General features: G+C 34.4%; 24 protein-coding genes and 1 pseudogene. 19 read left to right on the forward strand and 6 right to left on the reverse strand.

Annotated elements, in window-relative coordinates; all coding sequences use genetic code 11:
• Positions 1–31 precede the first annotated feature (31 nt).
• Complete coding sequence (locus SH601_RS03155) at positions 32–469, forward strand: VOC family protein (protein WP_319956773.1); 438 nt, start codon at positions 32–34, stop codon at positions 467–469.
• Positions 470–753: 284 nt separating this feature from the next.
• Here the strand turns inward: SH601_RS03155 and SH601_RS03160 are convergent, their stop codons facing one another.
• Positions 754–2,439: a DUF2207 domain-containing protein gene (locus SH601_RS03160; RefSeq protein ID WP_319956774.1), complete on the reverse strand. Its 1,686-nt coding sequence runs from the start codon at positions 2,437–2,439 to the stop codon at positions 754–756.
• A gap of 110 nt (positions 2,440–2,549) precedes the next feature.
• Between SH601_RS03160 and SH601_RS03165 the strand changes: the two are divergent.
• From SH601_RS03165 to SH601_RS03215, 11 genes and pseudogenes are all read left to right on the forward strand, one after another.
• Positions 2,550–2,762, forward strand: a pseudogene (locus SH601_RS03165) (DJ-1/PfpI family protein); the annotation flags it as partial.
• Positions 2,763–2,948: 186 nt separating this feature from the next.
• Positions 2,949–3,485: an HAD-IIIA family hydrolase gene (locus SH601_RS03170; RefSeq protein WP_319956775.1), complete on the forward strand. Its 537-nt coding sequence runs from the start codon at positions 2,949–2,951 to the stop codon at positions 3,483–3,485.
• A gap of 413 nt (positions 3,486–3,898) precedes the next feature.
• Positions 3,899–4,654, forward strand: a complete 756-nt coding sequence (locus SH601_RS03175; RefSeq protein ID WP_319956776.1) for an ABC transporter ATP-binding protein — start codon at positions 3,899–3,901, stop codon at positions 4,652–4,654.
• Positions 4,655–6,568, forward strand: coding sequence for an FtsX-like permease family protein (locus SH601_RS03180; RefSeq protein ID WP_319956777.1), 1,914 nt, complete (start codon positions 4,655–4,657; stop codon positions 6,566–6,568).
• Positions 6,569–6,587: 19 nt separating this feature from the next.
• The gene (locus tag SH601_RS03185) at positions 6,588–6,947 is read left to right on the forward strand and encodes a YxeA family protein (RefSeq protein WP_319956778.1); all 360 of its coding nucleotides are present in this window, start codon (positions 6,588–6,590) and stop codon (positions 6,945–6,947) included.
• Positions 6,948–7,199: 252 nt separating this feature from the next.
• Positions 7,200–7,532 carry a hypothetical protein gene (locus SH601_RS03190; protein ID WP_319956779.1) on the forward strand — a complete coding sequence of 111 codons (333 nt, stop codon included), beginning with the start codon at positions 7,200–7,202 and terminating at the stop codon, positions 7,530–7,532.
• Positions 7,533–7,545: 13 nt separating this feature from the next.
• Positions 7,546–8,445, forward strand: a complete 900-nt coding sequence (locus SH601_RS03195; protein WP_319956780.1) for a carboxypeptidase-like regulatory domain-containing protein — start codon at positions 7,546–7,548, stop codon at positions 8,443–8,445.
• Between the two features lie 44 nt (positions 8,446–8,489).
• Positions 8,490–8,882, forward strand: a complete 393-nt coding sequence (locus SH601_RS03200; protein ID WP_319956781.1) for a hypothetical protein — start codon at positions 8,490–8,492, stop codon at positions 8,880–8,882.
• 23 nt (positions 8,883–8,905) lie between these two features.
• A complete protein-coding gene (locus SH601_RS03205; RefSeq protein ID WP_319956782.1) occupies positions 8,906–9,355 on the forward strand; it encodes a hypothetical protein in 450 nt (149 codons plus the stop codon).
• A gap of 138 nt (positions 9,356–9,493) precedes the next feature.
• Positions 9,494–10,207, forward strand: a complete 714-nt coding sequence (locus tag SH601_RS03210) for a response regulator transcription factor (RefSeq protein ID WP_319956783.1) — start codon at positions 9,494–9,496, stop codon at positions 10,205–10,207.
• Entirely contained in the window at positions 10,208–11,617 is a 1,410-nt protein-coding gene (locus SH601_RS03215) for a HAMP domain-containing sensor histidine kinase (protein ID WP_319956784.1), read from the forward strand.
• An 84-nt stretch (positions 11,618–11,701) separates the two neighbouring features.
• Here SH601_RS03215 and SH601_RS03220 read toward each other — a convergent pair whose 3' ends face one another.
• Positions 11,702–12,148, reverse strand: coding sequence for a GNAT family N-acetyltransferase (locus tag SH601_RS03220; protein ID WP_319956785.1), 447 nt, complete (start codon positions 12,146–12,148; stop codon positions 11,702–11,704).
• A 164-nt stretch (positions 12,149–12,312) separates the two neighbouring features.
• On the opposite strand from SH601_RS03220, the gene SH601_RS03225 reads away from it, so the two are divergent.
• The 3 genes from SH601_RS03225 to SH601_RS03235 all read left to right on the forward strand — a co-directional run bounded on the left by SH601_RS03225 (position 12,313) and on the right by SH601_RS03235 (position 13,834).
• Positions 12,313–12,771, forward strand: a complete 459-nt coding sequence (locus SH601_RS03225) for an Lrp/AsnC family transcriptional regulator (RefSeq protein WP_319956786.1) — start codon at positions 12,313–12,315, stop codon at positions 12,769–12,771.
• Positions 12,772–13,231: 460 nt separating this feature from the next.
• The gene (locus SH601_RS03230; protein ID WP_319956787.1) at positions 13,232–13,453 is read left to right on the forward strand and encodes a hypothetical protein; all 222 of its coding nucleotides are present in this window, start codon (positions 13,232–13,234) and stop codon (positions 13,451–13,453) included.
• A gap of 141 nt (positions 13,454–13,594) precedes the next feature.
• Positions 13,595–13,834, forward strand: coding sequence for a hypothetical protein (locus tag SH601_RS03235; RefSeq protein WP_319956788.1), 240 nt, complete (start codon positions 13,595–13,597; stop codon positions 13,832–13,834).
• 87 nt (positions 13,835–13,921) lie between these two features.
• Here SH601_RS03235 and SH601_RS03240 read toward each other — a convergent pair whose 3' ends face one another.
• Both SH601_RS03240 and SH601_RS03245 read right to left on the reverse strand, forming a co-directional pair.
• Positions 13,922–14,794 (reverse strand): NAD(P)-dependent oxidoreductase, encoded by an 873-nt coding sequence (locus tag SH601_RS03240; RefSeq protein WP_319956789.1) that lies wholly within the window; start codon positions 14,792–14,794, stop codon positions 13,922–13,924.
• Positions 14,795–14,849: 55 nt separating this feature from the next.
• On the reverse strand, positions 14,850–15,383 hold the full coding sequence (locus tag SH601_RS03245; RefSeq protein ID WP_319956790.1) for a TetR/AcrR family transcriptional regulator: 534 nt from the start codon (positions 15,381–15,383) through the stop codon (positions 14,850–14,852).
• Positions 15,384–15,623: 240 nt separating this feature from the next.
• On the opposite strand from SH601_RS03245, the gene SH601_RS03250 reads away from it, so the two are divergent.
• Entirely contained in the window at positions 15,624–16,124 is a 501-nt protein-coding gene (locus tag SH601_RS03250; protein WP_319956791.1) for a GNAT family N-acetyltransferase, read from the forward strand.
• Between the two features lie 49 nt (positions 16,125–16,173).
• On the opposite strand, the gene SH601_RS03255 is transcribed toward SH601_RS03250, so the two are convergent.
• Positions 16,174–17,052: a LysR family transcriptional regulator gene (locus SH601_RS03255; protein ID WP_319956792.1), complete on the reverse strand. Its 879-nt coding sequence runs from the start codon at positions 17,050–17,052 to the stop codon at positions 16,174–16,176.
• 118 nt (positions 17,053–17,170) lie between these two features.
• On the opposite strand from SH601_RS03255, the gene SH601_RS03260 reads away from it, so the two are divergent.
• Together SH601_RS03260 and SH601_RS03265 are read left to right on the forward strand one after the other, a co-directional pair.
• Positions 17,171–18,271 carry a citrate synthase/methylcitrate synthase gene (locus tag SH601_RS03260; RefSeq protein ID WP_319956793.1) on the forward strand — a complete coding sequence of 367 codons (1,101 nt, stop codon included), beginning with the start codon at positions 17,171–17,173 and terminating at the stop codon, positions 18,269–18,271.
• A gap of 166 nt (positions 18,272–18,437) precedes the next feature.
• Positions 18,438–18,641 carry a hypothetical protein gene (locus SH601_RS03265; protein ID WP_319956794.1) on the forward strand — a complete coding sequence of 68 codons (204 nt, stop codon included), beginning with the start codon at positions 18,438–18,440 and terminating at the stop codon, positions 18,639–18,641.
• Between the two features lie 151 nt (positions 18,642–18,792).
• On the opposite strand, the gene SH601_RS03270 is transcribed toward SH601_RS03265, so the two are convergent.
• Positions 18,793–19,674 carry a LysR family transcriptional regulator gene (locus tag SH601_RS03270; protein ID WP_319956795.1) on the reverse strand — a complete coding sequence of 294 codons (882 nt, stop codon included), beginning with the start codon at positions 19,672–19,674 and terminating at the stop codon, positions 18,793–18,795.
• 107 nt (positions 19,675–19,781) lie between these two features.
• Here SH601_RS03270 and SH601_RS03275 point away from each other — a divergent pair, with 107 nt between their 5' ends.
• Positions 19,782–20,954: an MFS transporter gene (locus tag SH601_RS03275; protein WP_319956796.1), complete on the forward strand. Its 1,173-nt coding sequence runs from the start codon at positions 19,782–19,784 to the stop codon at positions 20,952–20,954.
• The last annotated feature ends 151 nt before the right edge of the window (positions 20,955–21,105 follow it).

Below are 21,105 nucleotides of genomic sequence, written 5' to 3' on the forward strand. Positions count from 1 at the left end.
TTGATATACTAAAGAAAAAAGGAGTGTGTTTATGCGAGTTGGGATAGAGATCGATTTAGTCGTGACAGATAGTTTGCAAGCTTTGACATTATATGAAAAGATATTTGAGCTAGAGCGAGTAGAGGTATCTAATCTGCCTAAAGGAGAGAATGAAGTTATTTTCAGCCTTTACAATGTACATTTTCATATGTTGGATGAAAATCCCGAGTTCCAACTAATAGCACCAACCGCCGATGATCCGAAAACAATTTGGTTTAATATTACGGTACCAGATATTAAAGAAACGTTTAAGAAAGCAATCGAGGCTGGGTGTACAGAAATTCAGCCTGTTACTGACCTGCCTGACTATGGAGTAACAAATGCTATGTTCTTGGATCCGTATGGCTATGTATGGATGCTCCATCAAGTACACCGCGATGTAAGTCATGAAGAACGGATTCGTCTTTGGGAGGAAAAGAAAGCACAATAAATACATGTTTTTTAGCAAAGTGAAAAGTGCGATTACTCTAATAATGAAATCCGAGAAATTTGGTCACTCATAAGGCGAATGAAAGCCCTAAATTATGAAAACGAAAAAATTAGGTCACTCATGAAGCGAATGAGTGACTTAAATTAAGAAAAAGAAGAAATAGGGTCACTCATAAGACGAATGAGAGCTCTAAATTATGAAAACGAAAAAATTAGGTCATTCATAAGACGAATGAGTAACCTAAATTATGAAAAAGAAGAAATTCGGTCACTCATCGATAATGATTAGAAAGCACCAGAACCTCCGCCGCCTCCACCAACTCCACTTCCTGAACTAGTATTACTTGTACTAGTTGAAGCAGAAACGGTTGTATCAGCGCTGTCAAATTGATAAGTTAGACTGGTAGCAATGATCATTATCATTGCAATATCTGTTGCACTCATACTGCTATCAGTGGATGAGAAGTTTTTGCTTAGTATTTCAGCCCTTTTTGTCATCTCTTTATTACCTGTCCCAACAGCAAAAATGAATGCTTTCATTTGCTCATCAGTCATCCAAGCATTCCACTCTTCTTCGCTGATATTGTGATAATTATCGCTCAGTTTTTTCCATTCTTGGTGAATTTGTAATCCTTGAATAGTTTGCGGATGATAAATGATGGTAAATAGTAATAAGCCAATACCTAGCACGATGGAGAAGAACATCCACATGAACAATGAATGAGTTGCTAATAGAATGGTGAATGGGATGGTTAGTACACTGATAATTGCTGTGAACCAACGAAGTCTAGCTTTCCTTTCATATAAATGATGTTGTTTTATTTCTTTTTTAACAGCTTGGGTCCATTCAGCATAATCACTATGATAATCGGAATGATTGTTTTTGTCTTCAACATATTCTTCTAGTGCCTTCGTTGAAAATTCCCCATTATTCCCAATATGATGGAATAACCAATTAATTAAAATGCTTTCATGTTCGAACTCCGTGTTAGAATTAACTAGTTTGAAATTATCGTTATCCTCACGCTTGACGTAGCCTTTTCTTACTAAATCTAACAATGCTGCTGATATCATCTCATTACTTGGTAGCATTTGTTTGCTAAAGAGGATTGTAGCTGGCAAGCTCATTATTTGCTTTGGCACATAGTGTAAAGATGATAGGCGACGTTCTACTTCGTGTAATCTTTGTTTCTTTTCGATTCTAGCTCTAACTATGAGTATGATGAAAAATATTGATAACCCTGCAATTACAAATGGGGAAAGCTGATTTAATCGATTCGTTCTAGCTTCATATGCAGCAGCTTTTTCTGCTAACTCTGCTTGCTCCGCCACTATATCTTCACGAATTGTTTTGTTTTCCATAAGGGTTGCAGTTGGAAAAAGGGAAGCATCATAGCCTACTCTAATATCACCATTGGTCCCGTCATCTACTTCACCTAATGCAAAATGTACAACACCACTTGAGTTGATATCCTCTGTTTTGTAGGCTGTATCATAGCCTAGTGCGATAACACCCTCTGTATTTTGAGGTGGATGAATGAAAATATCCATGTTTTCATAAGTGGATTCGTTACTGTCATCAAAGAATGACCAATAAAATTGTCCTAAATCTGAATAAACTTCTATACCATCTTTAATCGTATAGTGGAGCTCGATTTGTAAGGTTTGATCCTCACCACTTCGATAAATTTTATAAAGATCGCCATCTTGCTCAACCTCTAATGGGCTGTCATTTTCGAATGCTTGAAAATCTGTTATTTCCGTATGTTCTTTTTGAATCAAAGTTCGTGAGATCCCGTTGAAATCACCATCGAATTGATAGGTATGTTCTTCCGTTACATCTATCTCACCGTTTTCTTGTAGATATGCGTTAATTTCTGTGTTTGTAATGGAAAAGTCCACGGCTAAAACGTGAGTAGGTAGTATAAAAACACCTAAAGCAATGATCATTATCCAAAATAATTTTTTCATTAACTTGGAACACTCCTCTCTAGTTTGTATACGGTTAGCATGATGGAAAGGTTTCAATTTTCAAAAGAAAATGGTTTTATGCTTTTTTTTATGTGAGGAGGAGATATAACATGAAAAAAGTCTTGCTATTGTTAGCTAATGGTTTTGAAGTGTTAGGCGCAAGTGTTTTTACAAATATGTTCGGTTGGAATAAATGGGAAGGGGATGGCTCAACAGAAGTTGTAACAGTCGCTCTGAGAGAAACACTAACGTGTACATGGAATTTCACTATAGTACCAGAGAAAACATTAGACAAAATTCATCTAGCTGACTTTGAAGCTTTAACTAAGATTTTCTTCGATAGGATGGGTACAGGTTCTATTGACATCCGCTCATTCCTTTCTCTCTGAAGCATATTTAGTGTAATTGTAACAATAATTACTCGATACAACCAAACAATTGTTTCACAAATAAATAAGTAGTAAAATAATCTTTATAAGTAAAAAATTACATTTATGGAGGTGTGAAATATGGGCTTTGAAGCTGTTTTCCTTGATAGAGATGGGACCATTGGCGGAAGTGATAAAGTAGAGTATCCAGGTGAATTCGAATTGTTTCCCAACGTATCTAACTTAATCCATCAATTAAAAAAGTCTAATCTATTAATCTGTTCTTTTACTAATCAGCCAGGTATATCTTTAGGGGAGTCTACAATCGACCTTTTTCACGAAGAACTATTAGGCTTTGGATTTGACAAAATTTATCTATGTCCACATCAACATCACGAAGGTTGCTCATGTAGAAAACCTGCAACAGGAATGCTAGAACAGGCTGCTAAAGAAAATAATTTAAACTTAACAAATTGTGTTGTAGTTGGTGATAGGTGGACTGACATAATCGCGGCAGATGAAGTTGGCTGTAAAAAAATATTAGTGAAAACGGGTAGTGGAAAAGAAACATATACGAAATACACAAACAACCAATTTTTTGAACGATGGGCGGAAGTAGAGCCTGATTTTGTAGCAGAAGATATTAATGAAGCTGCTGAATGGATACTGTCTAATTAATATACAAAACTAGAAATAGTGGAAGGATGAACGTGGTGGAAGTTTTGCTTATGAGTATATTTTCAGCATTGCTTGTACTTGGGACTGTTCTATTTATAGGGAGAGCTATATGGATTGCGTATAAACGAAGGGAGGTTTCTCGTTTAAAAGGTGGGGGTTATGCTTTATTGACGTTTTTGATCGCGGGCTCTTTTGTATTTATACTTCCATTAGGCTGGCAATATCTATTCGAAAAATGGATAGGATAAGGATTGAAGAAACGAGGTTAAACCTTGTTTCTTTTTATTATGTTACGGGAATATTAAGGAGAGCTTACAAAATTATTTAAGGTTCATGTAAGGTTGAACTAAATATGCTGTAAGGTTGGCTCTGTATAATCAATAACAGAAAGACAAACGGGAGGGAAATCTACAATGAAAACAATACTACATGCGAAAAATGTACAGAAAATCTATGGTAGTAAGGGGAATGAACATACAGCGTTAGAAGAAGTTAATTTAGAGATAAAAGAGGGAGAATTTATCGGTATCATGGGTCCGTCTGGTGCAGGTAAATCAACCTTATTAAATATTTTAGCGACAATTGATACACTAACTTCAGGTGAGATAATCGTGGATGGTCAAGATATTGTCAGTATGAATGAAGCGCAATTATCTACTTTTCGTCGTGATAAATTAGGATTTATCTTTCAGGATTATAACTTACTAGATACTTTGACTGTTAAAGAAAATATTTTACTTCCATTAGCATTAGCTAAGCTTCCATCAAAAGAAATTGAAGAGCGGGTAGAAAGCATTGCAGATACATTCGGTATTCGCGCAATTCTTGATAGTTACCCATATCATATTTCTGGTGGACAGAAACAGCGAACGGCAGCATCAAGAGCGATTGTGACCAATCCAAGTTTGATTTTAGCAGATGAACCGACTGGGGCATTAGATTCAAAATCAGCAACAAGCCTTTTAGAGAGCTTATCAAAGTTAAATGAAGAGAAGGGGTCTACTATTATGATGGTAACGCACGATGCTTATGCAGCTAGTTTCTGTAAACAAATTTTGTTCATTAATGATGGTGGCATTGATGCGGAAATTACGAAAATGAATCAATCACGGAAGGAATTTTATCAAAAAATATTAGATGTCCTTGCTTCCTTTGGAGGCGATCAATAAATGACACTATTTACAATTGCAAGAAAGAACATTCGAAAAAATTTCACTAATTATTTTTTATATTTTTCATCGATGATCTTTAGTATCGTTATTTATTTTACATTTGTTTCATTGAAGTATGACCAAACGATAGATGCTGCGTCAGAGACATCGACGAAGATTAGCTCTGCTTTTAACGCTGCGTCGATTGTGTTAATTATTTTTGTTGCTATTTTTATTTGGTACTCTAACTCCTTCTTTACAAGGAAACGGAAGAAAGAAGTCGCACTCTATTCTCTTTTAGGTGTACGAAAGAAACAAATAGGGCGAATGCTATTTTATGAAAACTTTCTAATGGGTATTATTGCACTTGTAATTGGAATTCTGTTAGGGTCTGTCGTTTCCAAGCTATTTGTTGCTATTTTAATGAAATTAATGGGATATGAAGTGCTTGTTCAGTTCTCCATTTCTACAGATGCGATCATTAATACAGTGATAGTGTTTCTATTGATTATTGCTGTGACATCCTTTCATGGTTATCGACTCATTTATCGTTTTAAATTAATCGAGTTATTCCAGGCTGATCAGGAGAGTGAAGGTGAACCAAAAACATCTATCATAACAGCTCTATTATCTGTGTTACTTCTAGGTTTTGGTTACTGGTTAGCACTACAAGATATTTTATATTCAAAAGTCTGGCAAATGATTGGAATTTTAGTTGCGCCACTGTTGATTATAATCGCTGTTATTTTGGGAACCTACTTATTGTTTAGTACGTTAACCATTTTCTTCTTAAAAAGAGCGCGTAAAAACAAGAAAAGGTTTTGGAATGGTATTAATATCATTAGTATTTCTCAACTACTTTATCGGATGAAAGGAAATGCTTTTACGTTAACGATTATAGCTGTGCTAAGTGCAACAACACTAACAGCGGTTGGAACATCGTATGGCTTTTATTACAACAACAAGATTAACGCAGAATTAACAAACCCAAATAGTATGATGTTTGTTGATCAAGATGGAGAATTAACGAGTCAAGTTGATTCACTAATTGAGCAGGATCCAGATCATGATGTAGTCTATCATGAATCAATACCAACGATACCAGCGAGAGTAGATACTACAGCTTTGAATAGTCGAATGGGGCCAGTGGAAGCAATCTATACGGTTATTTCGAACAAAACGTATAATCGCTTATCAGAATTACAAGGAGATACAGATACGATTGCTTTATCAGATGAGCAAGCAGTAGCGTTAGATATTAGTTATTTTGAAGGGTTATCACCGGAATATGTGGGATCTACTCTTGATGTAAATGGAAATGAAATAAGCTTTACGGATATGAAAGAATCAAATGTATTGAACGCAGGAACGTCTAATATAACGATTGTAGTTAGTGATGAAATGTTTGATAAAGTAGCAGAAGATACAGATGTTGTTACAATGGAGGCATACGAAATAACAGGTGAATCAAAGGCAAAAACATTAGATGAATCTATCCGATCAAGTATGCCTGAAGAAGCAGATTTTACCAGCTTTTATCAAGTATACACACTAGGGATGGAATCAAACGGTTTACTTATCTTTATCGGATGTTTCTTAGGATTAGTATTCCTTAGCGCAACAGGTAGTATTATTTACTTTAAACAACTGACAGAGGCAACAGCTGATAGAGGACGTTACACAATATTGCAAAAAATGGGTGTAGATAAAAAAGACATAAAGAAATCCATCCGTAAGCAAATATTCTTTATTTTTGCGTTGCCATTAGTAGCTGGTGTAGCCCATAGTGTCGTAGCATTAATGGCGATCAATAACATCCTACAATTAAATATATGGATACCTGCATTCATTTCGATGACTATTTATATATTGATTTATGTTATTTATTACTTTATGACTGTACGAAATTACTACAAGATTGTAACGAAATAATACAATGAGGTGAACAAATATGAAAAAGACAGTTATTACTATAGGAATTATTGTTGTTCTATTACTAGGTGGTTTATTATTTTTACAAAACGTGAATATTAATCGATTAGGAACAGATTCATATTATACGCAAGTTATAGGAGATGGTGAACCAATCGAGAGTCAAACAAGCAGTGGTGAAATATATACAGATTATCAATACAGCTTATCAGGATATAATACAGATGGTAATGAGATCACATTAGACTTCAAGGCAACTAAACAACTTCGTCAAGGAGCATTTTTACAAGTGTTTGTAAAAGATGATAAAGTTGTTACCTCCTATGAAGAAGTCACAACTGACGAAATCCCAGAAAAAGTCTTAGAACAATTACAGTAAACATATCATAACAAAAGAACTGATAACATCTAAAAAGAAAGTTATCTGATCATGATTTTGACAATTGCCATGGCAAGAACACTTCCATAGTGTTTTCTATGCCATGTTTTTGTTTTTTTACTGAAAGTATTAATTCCAGAAAATGCTGATGTTAAAAAGAGATTAAGAAAAAAATGTAATAATTATCTTATAATTCAAAAAAAACATCCGATAAAGAAAAGGAAGATAATTTAAACTATGGAGGTTAATTAAATGAAAAAAGTTATTGGATGTCTTTTGTTTCTGTTTTTTTTCGTTCCAACTGGTGTCTTTGCTTATGAACTTGATCTAAATGGAGTAGAATTCGATGAGGAATTATTACGAAATGCTCATGAACAAACTGTTAGATATGAAGAAATAATTAAGCATCGTAGTGAATTTAATGAATTTTCTTTTGATAGGAATAACTTTTCACATCAAGAAACTCTTTCTAAATCTAATCTTCTGCAAACATCCTCAATAAATGATGATCCTAACAATGCTTTTCTAATTGAACTAGAACAAGTATATACAGACTATATTACTGAACAAGGACAAACTAAATGAGGAAACACAAACATTGGAAGAACACGTGTTTTCAAGTTACGGTCCTACAATAGATGAACAACTCGCTAAAATTGGTGATAAAGGCATTTATTTTATTGCCATACAGTCATTAGTTGGCTTTGACACCGATACTCCTTTTGCTTTTACTGTTAAACATTCAACAACTTATGATTCAAACGAGCCTAACGATAATATTCTTCGAGCTAATGTTTATCAAAACTCAATTGACCATTCAGGAATCATAGATAACTCTTTCGATATTGACTGGATGACTTTGCTTTTAGATGAAGACAAAGTGATAAATACGTATTTAGATAATCCATCTAAAGCACCATATAGACTTGACATCTTTGACAACAATCTAAATTTTATTACTAGTTTGAATGAAAATGAATCCCATACTATTAATCTTAATAGTGGTCAATACTATATAAGAGTATTGCCTATAACAACTGCTTTTGATGATACTTCATTTTACACTCTTACCATGGAAGAAGTTGCACCAACCAAAAATCCTGTAAGGACAACCATAAGCCATATTGAGTCAGATGGTGGTGTCGAAGGCTTTATTGATTATGGGTATGGGAAAATGTGGAGAGTTAAGTCGAATATCACTATTCACGGACAATTACTCGATGTTGATGGGATAGGTGTTCCGAATCATCCTGTTGAAACTTTGATTCAAGTTGTTTTAAACGAAAAACAATATAGTAATTCTGTAACAACGGATAGTAATGGAAATTACTCGATTCAAGTTTCAAAACTATCGCCTGCAGTAGGTAAATATAGTTTCTTTACAGGGTCACACCAACATCTATATGACATTATTCCGATAGTATTTACATCCAATGGTCAATTATTAGAATCTGATATTTCTATGTTATATCATTTTGGCTATTCTTATTATAGATAATTATCAAAATTTTAATAGAAAGCACTATTTAAAGGAGGAATAATATGTCTATGTTCAATACACACCAACTACTTAGCTCACCTTATTTTGTCAAGCGATCAGTCGTTCCTAACACTCCTATACAATATAATGCAAATATTAAGGTTGATTTTAAAGATGTACCAGAACAACCGCTAGTTCAAAAAGAAGCAAGTGCTAAAATGAGTCCTATAACCTTAATGAAAGAAACTACTCGAAGTGATGAGCTGCGCGAATATTTTTCTTTTATTGATCAGATTAACGAGTTATCAGACGAGGAAAAAGAAAATCTATATTTAGCAATTGAAGAAAGTGATCAATTACTCAATTTTCGTAATAGGTCAGGTTCTTATTACGGAATTTTGTTTCTAGTAGTGAGCAAGCAAAATTTCAACTTGATTTTATCGCAGCCGAGCTAATTCCAGAAGAATATCGTGCTCAAATGCAACAAGCAACCAATACTTTTTTCCAAAACAGCATTACTGAATTTGAAGAGAAACAATTAATGGTTACAAAAGCCTTTTATGATATCGCTAGTAGTGTAGACTTTATGCCAGAACAGGCGCAAACGTATTTGCGACAGATTGAACAACTAGAGAATAAGGAACACCAATATCACATAGAGTCTCAAGCTTTCCGAAAGAATTTTGAGACAATTCAGCAAAATGATTATAATAATTTTGCTTCTAATTATCAACAAATACTAGATAAACTCGAAGAAAAAGATCGAAAATCCTATGGAGGTTATTGGGATAAAGCAACCGCTAACTCTTTAAAAATGTTTCAAGAATCATTACGTTCATCTTGGAATAACTTTATCGGTCATTTTTCAAGTTATGAAAATCTTCGTTTACCAAACGAAAACCAACCATTATTTGACATCAGAGTATAAAGTACTTCTTTTGGCAGGAAAATTCATCACGGAAGATGCATAAACTATTCAAAATGAATCAATTATTCGAACAAGTTGTTCGGATTTTCTTTTTGTTTCTTCTTTTTTGTATAATAGAAGGACAAGGAGGCGATGAAATTGAGTATACATAATAAAACAGTGTTAATTATAGATGATGAAGAAGATTTATTAAAATTATTACAAACAGTATTACAAAAGGAAGGAATTCAACAAGTTGTTACGGCAGCGAACGCGGAAGAAGGAATGAGTTTATTTCATGAAACAAGCCCAGACCTTGTGTTGTTAGATATTATGCTACCTGATGGTGAAGGGTATGATGTGTGTAAACAAATTAGGCAAGTATCCAATGTGCCTATTCTATTTATTTCTGCCAAAACAGAGGAGATAGACAGGATCCTGGGATTTGCAATTGGTGGAGATGATTACATCACGAAGCCATTTAGTGTAAAAGAAGTCGCATACCGAGTAAAAGCGCAGCTGAGAAGAGCAGATTACAGTATAATGACCCCGAATGAAGAATCGATTATAAAGGTTGGTCCTTTTGAGTTAAATGAGGATAATGCAGTCTTGACGAAAAATGATAAGGTAATTGAGCTAAAACCAAAGGAATTAGGGTTAATGAAATATTTTCTGCAACATGTTAATAAGGTTGTTAGTAAAGAAAGACTATACGATATGGTATGGGGAGAAGACTACTTCGGATCAGATAATACGGTGATGGTGCACATTAGACGGCTTAGAGAAAGAATTGAGCATAATCCTTCTAGCCCTCATTATTTAATTACGGTAAAAGGATTAGGTTATAAATTCGTAATAGAGGATGAATCATAGATGAAATGGCGGTTAACAGGCGAATATTTAGTGTCTGCAGTAATAATAGTCATACTAGTCATTTTTATCAATGTGTTTATGATCTTTTCATTATTAATCATTCAAGCGAGGTTCGATATACCTATTTTTCAGGATAGTGAAATATCAGCTGAACAATTCACAAGAGAATTTCAAACTCATTTGGCAGTGGAGAATCATGATGTGCAGATTGATCAGGATGGTAAAAAGGAACTAATCGATCAGAATGCATGGATTCAAGTGCTAGATGAGAATGGACAAGTCATTACTGGATATAGAGAACCAAAGAGCTTGCCGCAACGTTACACTCCTGCAGACATCATTCAGCATTATAAATATAAAGAAGTTGATGCAGAGACAACTGTTTTTGTCGGTGAAAAAGACGGTTACAGTTATTTAATGGGTATAGAAAATCCAAATATCAATCGCTTCGTTTTAACTTCTGATATTCGTAACATTTTTCAAGCTATTAAAGTGTTTCTCGGTATATTAGTAATAGATATAATCATTGCTTTATTGATCGGTTATGTCTTTAGTACACGTCTAACAAAGCCAATTAATCGAGTAATTGATGGTATTAAACAATTAGCAAATAAAGATTATTCGATAGACTACCAACCGAATGGTGTATATAAAAAAGTTTTTCATAATATGAATAATCTCTCCAAGCAGTTAAAGGAAAATGAACGAGAGCGTGAAAAAACAGAACAAATGCGAGAAGAGTGGTTAGCAAATATATCGCATGATATAAAAACACCTTTATCTTCTATTAAAGGTTATGCTGAATTGATGACAGATCCAGACTATAACATTTCATTAGAAGAGATGTGCGAATATGCAGAGATAATAGAGAAAAAATCTGTTTATATTAAAGATGTGATGGATGACCTGCACTTAACGACCAAATTAAAGAACAATACACTTATTTTAAATAAGCAAGAAACGAATATGGTTGAGTTGTTAAGAAATTGTGTGATTGATATATTAAATGATCCACAATATGTAGACGCTCATATTGAATTTGATGCGATACAAGAACAGATTCCAATGAAAGTAGATCAAACGTTAATGAAGCGAGCAATAAATAATTTAATCTATAATGCACTTGTGCACAATACGAAAGAAGTAAACATCGATGTAAGTATAAAAGTGGACGAAAAGCATCTGACTATTCAAATAAAAGACGATGGAAAAGGAATTGAGCAAGCAGAAGTAGATAAAATATTTGATCGCTATTATCGAGGTACCAATACAGGTGAAAGGCATAAAGGATCAGGATTAGGCATGGCAATCGCAAAAGATGTTATTAAAGAACATCAAGGTGAAATAACAGTAGCTAGTGAAGTGGGGAAAGGTACTGAGATTACGGTTACACTAAAATTGAAAATGTAATGTCTGAGAGCTTAAAAGAAGGTCTGTATAGATGCAGATACTTTCGACCTTTTAAGCTCTCTTTTTTATACATTAATAAAAACGTTAGTTAGTTAGAGCTAAATCATAATGATAAAAATGAGAGTCTCTTTTGTATTCGTTTTTTTGATATAATTGTTGGGCAGCATAATTATCTACTGCTGTTGTCAAAGTAATACTATTAGCTCCTGTGCTAATAGCAAATTCTTTTGCTTTATGCAAGAGTAATTCCGCTATACCTTGTCTTCTGAATTTTACATCGACGTATAAGTCATTTAATATCCAAGCTCTTTTCATGGATATAGAGGAAAATGTGGGATAGAGTTGAGTGAATCCAACACATTTTTGCTCATCTTTAACAATGAATATAACGGAATCCTCGTTTTCTAAACGATTTTTTATATACACCCTAGCATCCTGTAAATTGGAAGGTTGTTGATAAAACACACGATACAAATTAAATAATGTTGAGACCTCTTCTAAATCTTCCATAGTAGCACAATAAATTTTCATTTATACTCCACTCCTCATTCAAATATTGTATAATTCTTTATTAGTCATTATTATATATGGTATATTATTCTAAATACATAGTGTTCTTAAGGTTTTATGTCAAATTGCTTAATATATAATGGTAATAATAGCTTTTTATTTAAATTATGAAGGAGGATAATGAATTGGACGAGATTGATCAAAGTATTCTCATTGAATTGCAAAAAAATGCTAGGATATCAATGACAGACTTAGGTAGGAAAATTGGGCTTTCAACTCCCGCTACAAACGAAAGGGTCAAAAAACTCGAGGATAAAGAAGTAATCAAAGGATATAGAGCTATCATTGATCCTGAAAAGCTTAATAAAAATGTAACAGCATTTATTTTATTTGATACGAAGCAAGGAAAGAAATTTAAAGATTTTTGCAAAGAACAACCAATGGTAGTAGAATGTCACCGCTTAGCTGGTCAGTTTAGCTACTTAGTGAAGGTTGTAACAGAATCGGTTAAAATACTTGAAGAGTTCATTGATGCCACATTATCTTTTGGAGAGCCAACTACTTTAATGAATTTGTCTTCTGTTGTGGATTATAAACCATTTATAAAAGATGATGTAGTTGAAGAGGGGCACAGAAAATCCTAGTTATACAATCGGGATTACTCTGTGTCTTATTTTAATCAATGATGAATGGCCCATACGGGTAAATAGTACATGATCTCTAAAGATTATTCTTGCATATCAATACCTAATGATTCATATAGCCCTATTTCACCTATTTCTGTAATTTTTATAGCTCGATCAGGATCCATCCTAGAGCTAGCAAGCGATTTAAAATAGCATTACCTAACGCCCCTGCAAGATGATAACGTCTTTCACTCCAGTCTATGCATTTACGAGCGAAATCCCTTCTTTTGTTCCTTAAAACATCAAGATTTATATGGAATTCACGAAAAAATATCTCACCCTTGTTTGTTACTATCATCAGGCATTTATTGGAAGGCAAATTTCTTTATCATCAAGTTTTAATTGGTCGAGGGAGTTCAGGTCTATTACAGGTATCTAATCCCTTTGAGAAAAAAGTTTCACAACTGTAGAAGAAGAATTGACATTTGCACAACCATATCGTATAGAATTTTTGAATTATGTTGGACAATTAAGTGACTATGAGTTAAGGAACATAAAGATTGACCGATCAGATGTTGGTTATATAAGAACGATGGAGGATATGTTGTTACGAATTGGCTATCACAGGTCTGTTCATACTGGGCAATTACTGGATTATATGAGGACAATGCGGATTATTCGTCCGTTGATATGGGATTAATCTACTGTAGTTATTATGTAATTACCGATATTGAATTTGATGCTATACAAGATTATATATCCATAAATAGATCAATCATTATATATCTAGTAGTCTTAAATAAAAAGTATAAGTGAAACATTTGGTTGTGAGTATACGCATATGCTAACAAGTGTGCCAATTCAAGTGGTTATTGTCCTTTTGATTGGTCTCGTATTTATTTGTTTTGGCTATTTAATTATTACAAGCAAAGTACCGACTTTACTTGATTTTTTCTTGAAACAAGGTGTCTCATACAACGATAAACTATCCAATAAGTTTTTTGGCAGTATTATTATTCTTCTAGGTATTATCATGTTGCTCTTACCGTTTATATTGGGTATTGAAAACATGAATTTTTAGCAAGATTATAGCTGTTGGTATAAGGAAAGCACTAAGTATTGCTATGTATAAAAAATGTTGCCAAGTGGTTTGCTTGGCAACATAGTGTTATTTTTGCGTATCCTCTAAACATTTAATTAAAGCTGTCCAATCCAAATCACCATAGCCTTGTTCCACACCTTTACTAAAATGTTGCTGAATTAATTCGGCTAATGGAAGGGGGGAGTCGACGGCATTCGCTGCATTAAGTGCTAATTGAACATCTTTTCTGCCTAGACTCATTTTAAAACCAGCAGGGTCGAATTGTTTATTTACCATCATCGCTCCATAATTTTGATATACCGGAGATTGGAAAAGGGAATTGACAATGTCCATAAATGTACCTGGGTCCACATCATATTTTTCAACCAGTAATTGTGATTCTGCTAATGCTTCAAGCATAGATGCAATTAAGAAATTAACCCCAAGTTTAACTGTATTTCCAGCTTCAGCACGGTCACCAATAATGAAGATTTCTTGGCTAACAGCTTCTAAAAAAGGTAAAGCTCGTTCACGTGCTTTTTTAGTACCTGCTAATAATACACTTATTTTCGCTGCTTGAGCTGCATCAGGTCTTCCTAATACGGTTGCAGATAAGAAGTGTTGTGCATTTTGTTGGTGAAGTTCTGTTAGTTTCTTTGCCATATCAACACTAATTGTACTTGCGGAAAGATGAATACCATCATGAGGTAAGCCTGCTAAAATACCATTTTCTCCTGTAACGACCTGCTCAATTGCTTCGTCATCGGAGAGCATCGTTATAATGAAATCGGATTGTTGAGCTGCTTCTTTGGGTTTACTGGCATAGTTTACTTGATTTTGGAAAGAGGGAGCGACCTCTTTGTATGTACGGTTGTACACCGTTACTTGATGTCCAGCTTTTAGTAGGTTTTCAAGCATTGGTAGTCCCATATTTCCAAGTCCAATAAAAGATAGTTGCATGTAATTTCCCCATTTCTATTATTTTTGGAACAATCAGTCCGGAATGAGTAAAAAATTATAGATAAGTATCGAGTATAAATGATATCATCTTCTCTAACTCGTGCTTATCTTTCCCAGCTTTCGCCATTACATTAATACTGTGATTGACATTTAATAGTAAGGTAGCTAATGGCTTTATTTGAGTAGTTTTATCTATTTCGCCATTGTTTTGTCCCTTTTGTAATAGTGTATAGAAAGCTTTTTCCAGCTGGTAAAAACTCTCTCGTATTAATGTATTGACATGTTTGTCTTTTGCAGAATCCACTGTTATCGCTGCATTTGTTACAAAGCATCCACCAGGTAGACTGGTGTCATATGCTTTAGCAATATGAGCGGTGAAAAAGCGATTAATCCCTTCTTTTGCACTTGTTGCTTGCTCCAGTATTTCTCTGTTTTTGGCATGAATGGTTCGATAGTGTTCTAAAGCATCGATATACAAGGTTTGTTTATCAGTAAATGTGTCATAAAGGCTTGAACGACTAATGTTCATTGCTTTGAGAAGAGCAGGGATACTTGTTCCTTCATAGCCATTCTGCCAAAAAAGTAGCATTGCTTGATGTAATGCTTGTTCTTTATTAAATTCTTTTATCCTTGCGATTAATATACACCTCCTGTTGTTCGTATCATATCATTAACGGAACGTTCAGTCCAGAATGACATTTAATAAATTAAAAAATACTCCTCACTTTAGACTAGTACAAAGTGGGGGATACACGAAAATATCTATGTAATAAAAAATCGAATTTACATATTAAGGATATTGTTGTATGATGATGGTGGGTGATTTTAAATGAAGATAGTCGCAATAAACGATTTACAGCAGGATAAAATAACGAATTTCTTTAAAATACATTGGGGAAGTACAGAAATGGTAATTTCTAGTGGTGCATATGATTGTAGTGCATTGGATGGGTTTGCAGTTATTAGTAAAGAAAACAAACTGATTGGTTTAATTACATATGTTATCGAAAACAATGAATGTGAAATTATTTCATTAGATAGTTTGGAGGAACGTAAAGGAATAGGAACAGCATTAGTCCAAGAGGTTGAGGCGATGGCGGCAAAGAATAATTGCAAAGTTATTAAACTCGTAACGACAAATGATAATTTATTAGCATTAAAGTTTTATCAAAAAAGAGGGTTCATCCTCTCTCGAATTTTAAACAATGCAGTTGAAAAAGCAAGAAAGTTAAAACCTGAGATCCCATTAATTGGTGATGAAGGTATCCCCATTCGAGATGAAATTGAGTTGATAAAGAGTGTAAATAATATATCTTATAAAAGCTGTTGAGAAATTTCTCCTCAACAGCTATTTTTTTATGAATTATTATGTAAGAATATCACAAATGATACTGCCCCATAAATTCTAAAAATTCTCGTTGTTTTTGATGGTCAAATTTATAAATAGCATATGTATTTGCTTGTGGAGCTGAAATAGATTGCATGCTAACTTCTACCATTTTTCCTTCTTGAATTTCTCGTTTTACAGTGGAATAGGGAAGGAAGGAGACACCAAGCCCTTCGATAATAAAACGTTTTGTAATATGTGTTTGTGAAACCTTCATCATTTGAATACCTGGGTAGGAGAATTTTACTTTTTCAATTAATTCATTCCAATAGCCAGGATGATTATGTGTAAGTAAACGATTAGTGGAGAGTACTTCTTCTTCACTTAAAGGTAAAGCAGATTCAACGTCTCTATTATCTTGAGCAGCCACTAAGACAACTTTATCATAGTACAGTAATTTGCTTTCTATTTCAGGATGAAAACTTTGCAAACAGGATAAGCCGATATCGACTCCTTCATTATTAACGGCATCTTCTATGTCTTTTGATTCTACAATTTCAATCGTTATTTCTACTTCAGGATGTTTTTTTATGTATTGCTTTAAGACGAACGGGATAATCGTATCTGCAATTAATGGGGAGATACCGAGTGTTAATTTTGTTGTATAGCCTTGACTAAATGTCTTTAGGTCCTCCATACCAGATTCATATACTTCTGTTAATTGGATCGCGTGCTTTAAATATCTACTACCAGCTTCGGTAATTTTTACACGTTTTCCATCTCTATGGAACAGTTGAATCCCAAGTTCTTTTTCTAATTGTTTAATATGTACCGTTACGGTAGGTTGAGAGATATATAAATATTCAGCAGTTTTACGGAAATTCCCCGTTTTAGCAGCGGTGATGAATGTGCGAATCCAGCTTAATTCCATTTTTACACCTTCCTTATTAAAATATTTAATCAATATCTTTAAAAATATTTAATTCTAATAATTAGATTGCTATTATACAATATTTATAAGGAAAATTGTAATAGAAAGGAAGATAGTAATGCTTAATCAAGGGCTTAAGGGAGTTGTGGCAGCGGAAACATCTATCAGCCACATTGATGGTGAAAAAGGTCAACTGATTTATCGAGGGTATGAAGCAAAAGATTTAACGAAGTCAAAATCTTTTGAAGAGGTTGCTTTTTTACTTTGGTTCGGTCATTTGCCTTCTGCAGAAGAGTTGGAGAAGCTAAATGGTCAGCTAATTAAAAATCGTTATTTAACAGAGACGATGAAGCAAGTGATGAATCATTTACCGCATAATATGGAAATTATGAGTGTTATCAGGACGGTTATTTCAGCAGAAGGTACAACAGATTATGGATGGAAGCCAACAGTTGAGCAAGCCATTAGATTAACAGCACTTGTACCCACTATTATTGCATATTGGTATAATAAGATTAACGGTAAGAGCGCGAGTGAACCGAATGATACATATAGCCATGTGGAAAATTACTTATATATGCTAAATGGCACTAAGCCAACTAAAGCACAAGTAGATGGATTAGAAACATATATGATTTTAACAGTGGAACACGGAATGAATGCTTCTACATTTTCTGCCAGAGTAACTGCTTCAACTGAGTCTGACCTTGTGTCCAGTATTACGACAGCTATTGGCACAATGAAAGGTCCTCTACACGGTGGAGCGCCTTCAGGTGTGATCCAATTGCTTGAGGAAATAGCTACACCTGATAACGCAGATAAGGTAATCAGAGAAAAAATTAATAATCGCGAGAAATTAATGGGATTCGGCCATCGCGTGTATAAAACACATGATCCGCGTGCAGTTGCACTAAGAGAAACACTGTTGGCATCAAAAGGGGAAGATGAGTGGCTAGATCTTGCTGTTCATGTAGAAGACGTGGCTATAAATGTTCTAAACGAGTTAAAACCAGGTCGTGCACTGTACACAAACGTAGAATTTTATGCTGCTGCAATTATGAAATCAATTGATTTTGATCCAGATCTTTTCACACCAACTTTTACAGCAAGTAGAATGGTTGGTTGGACTGCTCATGTATTGGAGCAAGCTGAAAATAATACGATTTACCGCCCAGAATCTGTTTATGTCGGGGAAATGGTAGAGGTAGCAGAAAAATAATCAATCGTTATATAAGGCTTCAACGGCTTAGTTGGAGTCTTTTTTTGTATAAAACATAGAGTGATTGTGTGGAGTTTGTGTAATATGCCTATATTTAGTTAATTTCTCATTATAAGGAATTTGTGATAATATTAAGAGTAATGTGAAGGTTTGGAGGTGCATGTGGATGAAAACTCGAATGAAAATAATCTTATCAGTGGTTGGCGTGGTACTTCTAATGATGTTATTTATTCATGCTTCGGAATCTTATTTCCGTTATAAAGAAATTTCTCTAGCTAGTGAAAAATGCATAGAAGATGGTGGGTATCCTAAAGTTGAAACATACAGTAGCAATGATTATTCTTTTTCTTGTGAAACGCCAACTGAGTAATAAAGAAGCCCTTAAAGTGTCATACTTATCGGGCTCCATAAATTTTATCATGGTGCATGAGTCCGTAATACCCCCAACCTCAAGATTCGAGTTAAAACAAAGAAGCTAAGTGTGGGGATAAATGGACACTAACTCCCTGATAAGTCTCACTTTATCCTACTGGTTCTAGAAAAGTATTTTCTGCAACTGTTAGAAATTCTTTAACAGCTGGAGAAGCTTCGCTTAGATTGGAGCATGCAAGGGCTACTTCCCGAAAACTAGTTTGCTGAAGTGTAGCTATTTCTACGTTTTGTTGTGTTTTTAAAAATAATTCAGGTCCAATCGTAACACCGAGACCTTCTTGCACCATATTGGCAATAGTAGTGCAATCGTGTACTTCGAAGCGGATAGTTGGTTTTATTTTCGCTTCTTCGAATAATTCTTCTACATGTGATTGATACATTCCAGTTGGCATAATAAAAGGTTCCTTCTCTAATTCTCTCATTTCAACAATCCTCTTTTCATTAAACCGATGTCCAGGAGGCAAGGCCACAACCATTTTATCTTGTATGAGTGGAACTAAATCAAATTCAATGTTTGTTTTGCCTTTCACGACAAAGCCAATATCAATAATCCCCGATTGAAGCCACTCCGTAATTTCTTCATACGTACCTTCATAAAATGTAAATTCAATTTTAGGGTGTTTTTTCTGAAACTTGGCTAATAGTTTTGGTAACAAGCAGGAAGAAGCGCTTGCAAACGTTCCAATCCGAATTGCCCCTTTCTCTAAGTTAGTAGTAAACGCAATTTCTTGCTGGATAGACTCCATTCGATTCAATATTTCTCGTATATGTGGATATGTTTTATATCCTATTTCTGTTAAGCTAATCCCTTTTTTGCGATCACGAATTAATAGAGGAACTCCCCACTCTGTTTCTAAACTAGCAACAGCATGACTAACAGCAGATTGTGTCATACTTAATTCATCTGCTGCTTTTGTGAAGCTTCCCAATTCAATTACTTGAGACAATACGTCAAAACGAACAATAGTCATGAGTTATAACTCATCTCCTTTATCAAAAATATCAATTTTACTTATGTTATCACGGCTATTACAATGAAATCAACTTGTTAAATGAGAAAAAAGGGGAGTAAGAATATATGAAGAAAGTCAACCAATTTATCATTTTTTTATTAGCTTTAGGAGCATTTGTTACAGGTACAGCAGAATTTGTTGTTTCTGGTATATTAGAAATCATAGCGAATGACTTAGAGGTGTCTGTTGCAGCTGCGGGGCAGTTAATTACAATTTATTCGTTGTCCTATGCTATTGGCGCGTTAGTGTTGGTTTTACTAACGGCGAAGTATCCGCGAAAGACAGTACTCATAATAGCTATTTTTCTATTTATTGTCGGTAATTGCATCGCCTTTTTGAGCAGTGGTTATTATTTGCTTATGTTATCACGGGTAGTTATGGCGATGAGTGGTGGGCTATATATCGTGATAGCTACTAACTATGCAGCACAAATTGCTGAACCTGATAAGCGTGGTAGTGCTATGGCAATGGTTATTACTGGTTTTACCGTCTCATTAGTATTAGGAGTACCAATTGGAACATTTTTATCTGCTCATTTCAATTGGCGTTTTGTATTTTTGATTGTCGCGATTGTTACCGTCATCTTACTAGGGCTATTATATAAACTATTACCAGCAATTGAGGGGAATCAGCCGTTACCATTCAGACGACAGTTAGCAATGATAAAAGATAAAAGGGTGGCTAGTGGATTAGCGACAACTGTTTGTTGGATATTAGGGTATACGATGGTGTTCGCCTATATTTCTCCATTATTAAGTAACAATACTGGATTTTCAACAGAACAAACTAGTCTAGCATTATTTGTATTAGGTAGTTTTGCCTTTATTGGTTCACGATTTGGGGGATATGCCGTAGACAAGTGGGGTCCATATCGGACTATATCTATTAGCTTGGTCATCCATATTGTAGCTTTAGTCTTATTGAGTTTTTTACAGTATTCGCCGATTGGTGTATTTATCATATTTATCATATGGGGAACAGCGACATGGACAACAACACCAGCTAAGCAGTTTTATTTAATTTCTTTGAAACCAGATGCATCTGAAACTATCTTAAGTTTTAATACGGCATTGATGAATGTCGGGATGATGTTAGGATCTGCTTTAGGTGGAGTGATTATAGAATATAGTGGTGTGTCACACTTAAGCTGGATTGGCAGTATTTTTGTATTATTAGCGCTAGTCTTTATTCATTATTCGTTTTATCATGGGACAAATGTCGGTAAATCACCACTTTAAATATAGAATTAAAACAAGGAACTGAAGTAGGTGGACGATGCTAACTCGCTGATAAATGTTGCTAACAAGTAAAAAAGCAGTACATGTATCGTAATAAATAGAAGAGATAATAAAGCCGTGCCAGTAAGTGTCTTAATCAGCTTACTGGCAC

The sequence above is a fragment of the Gracilibacillus pellucidus genome, from assembly GCF_033949965.1.
GTDB classification, from domain to species: Bacteria; Bacillota; Bacilli; order Bacillales; family Amphibacillaceae; genus Gracilibacillus; species Gracilibacillus pellucidus.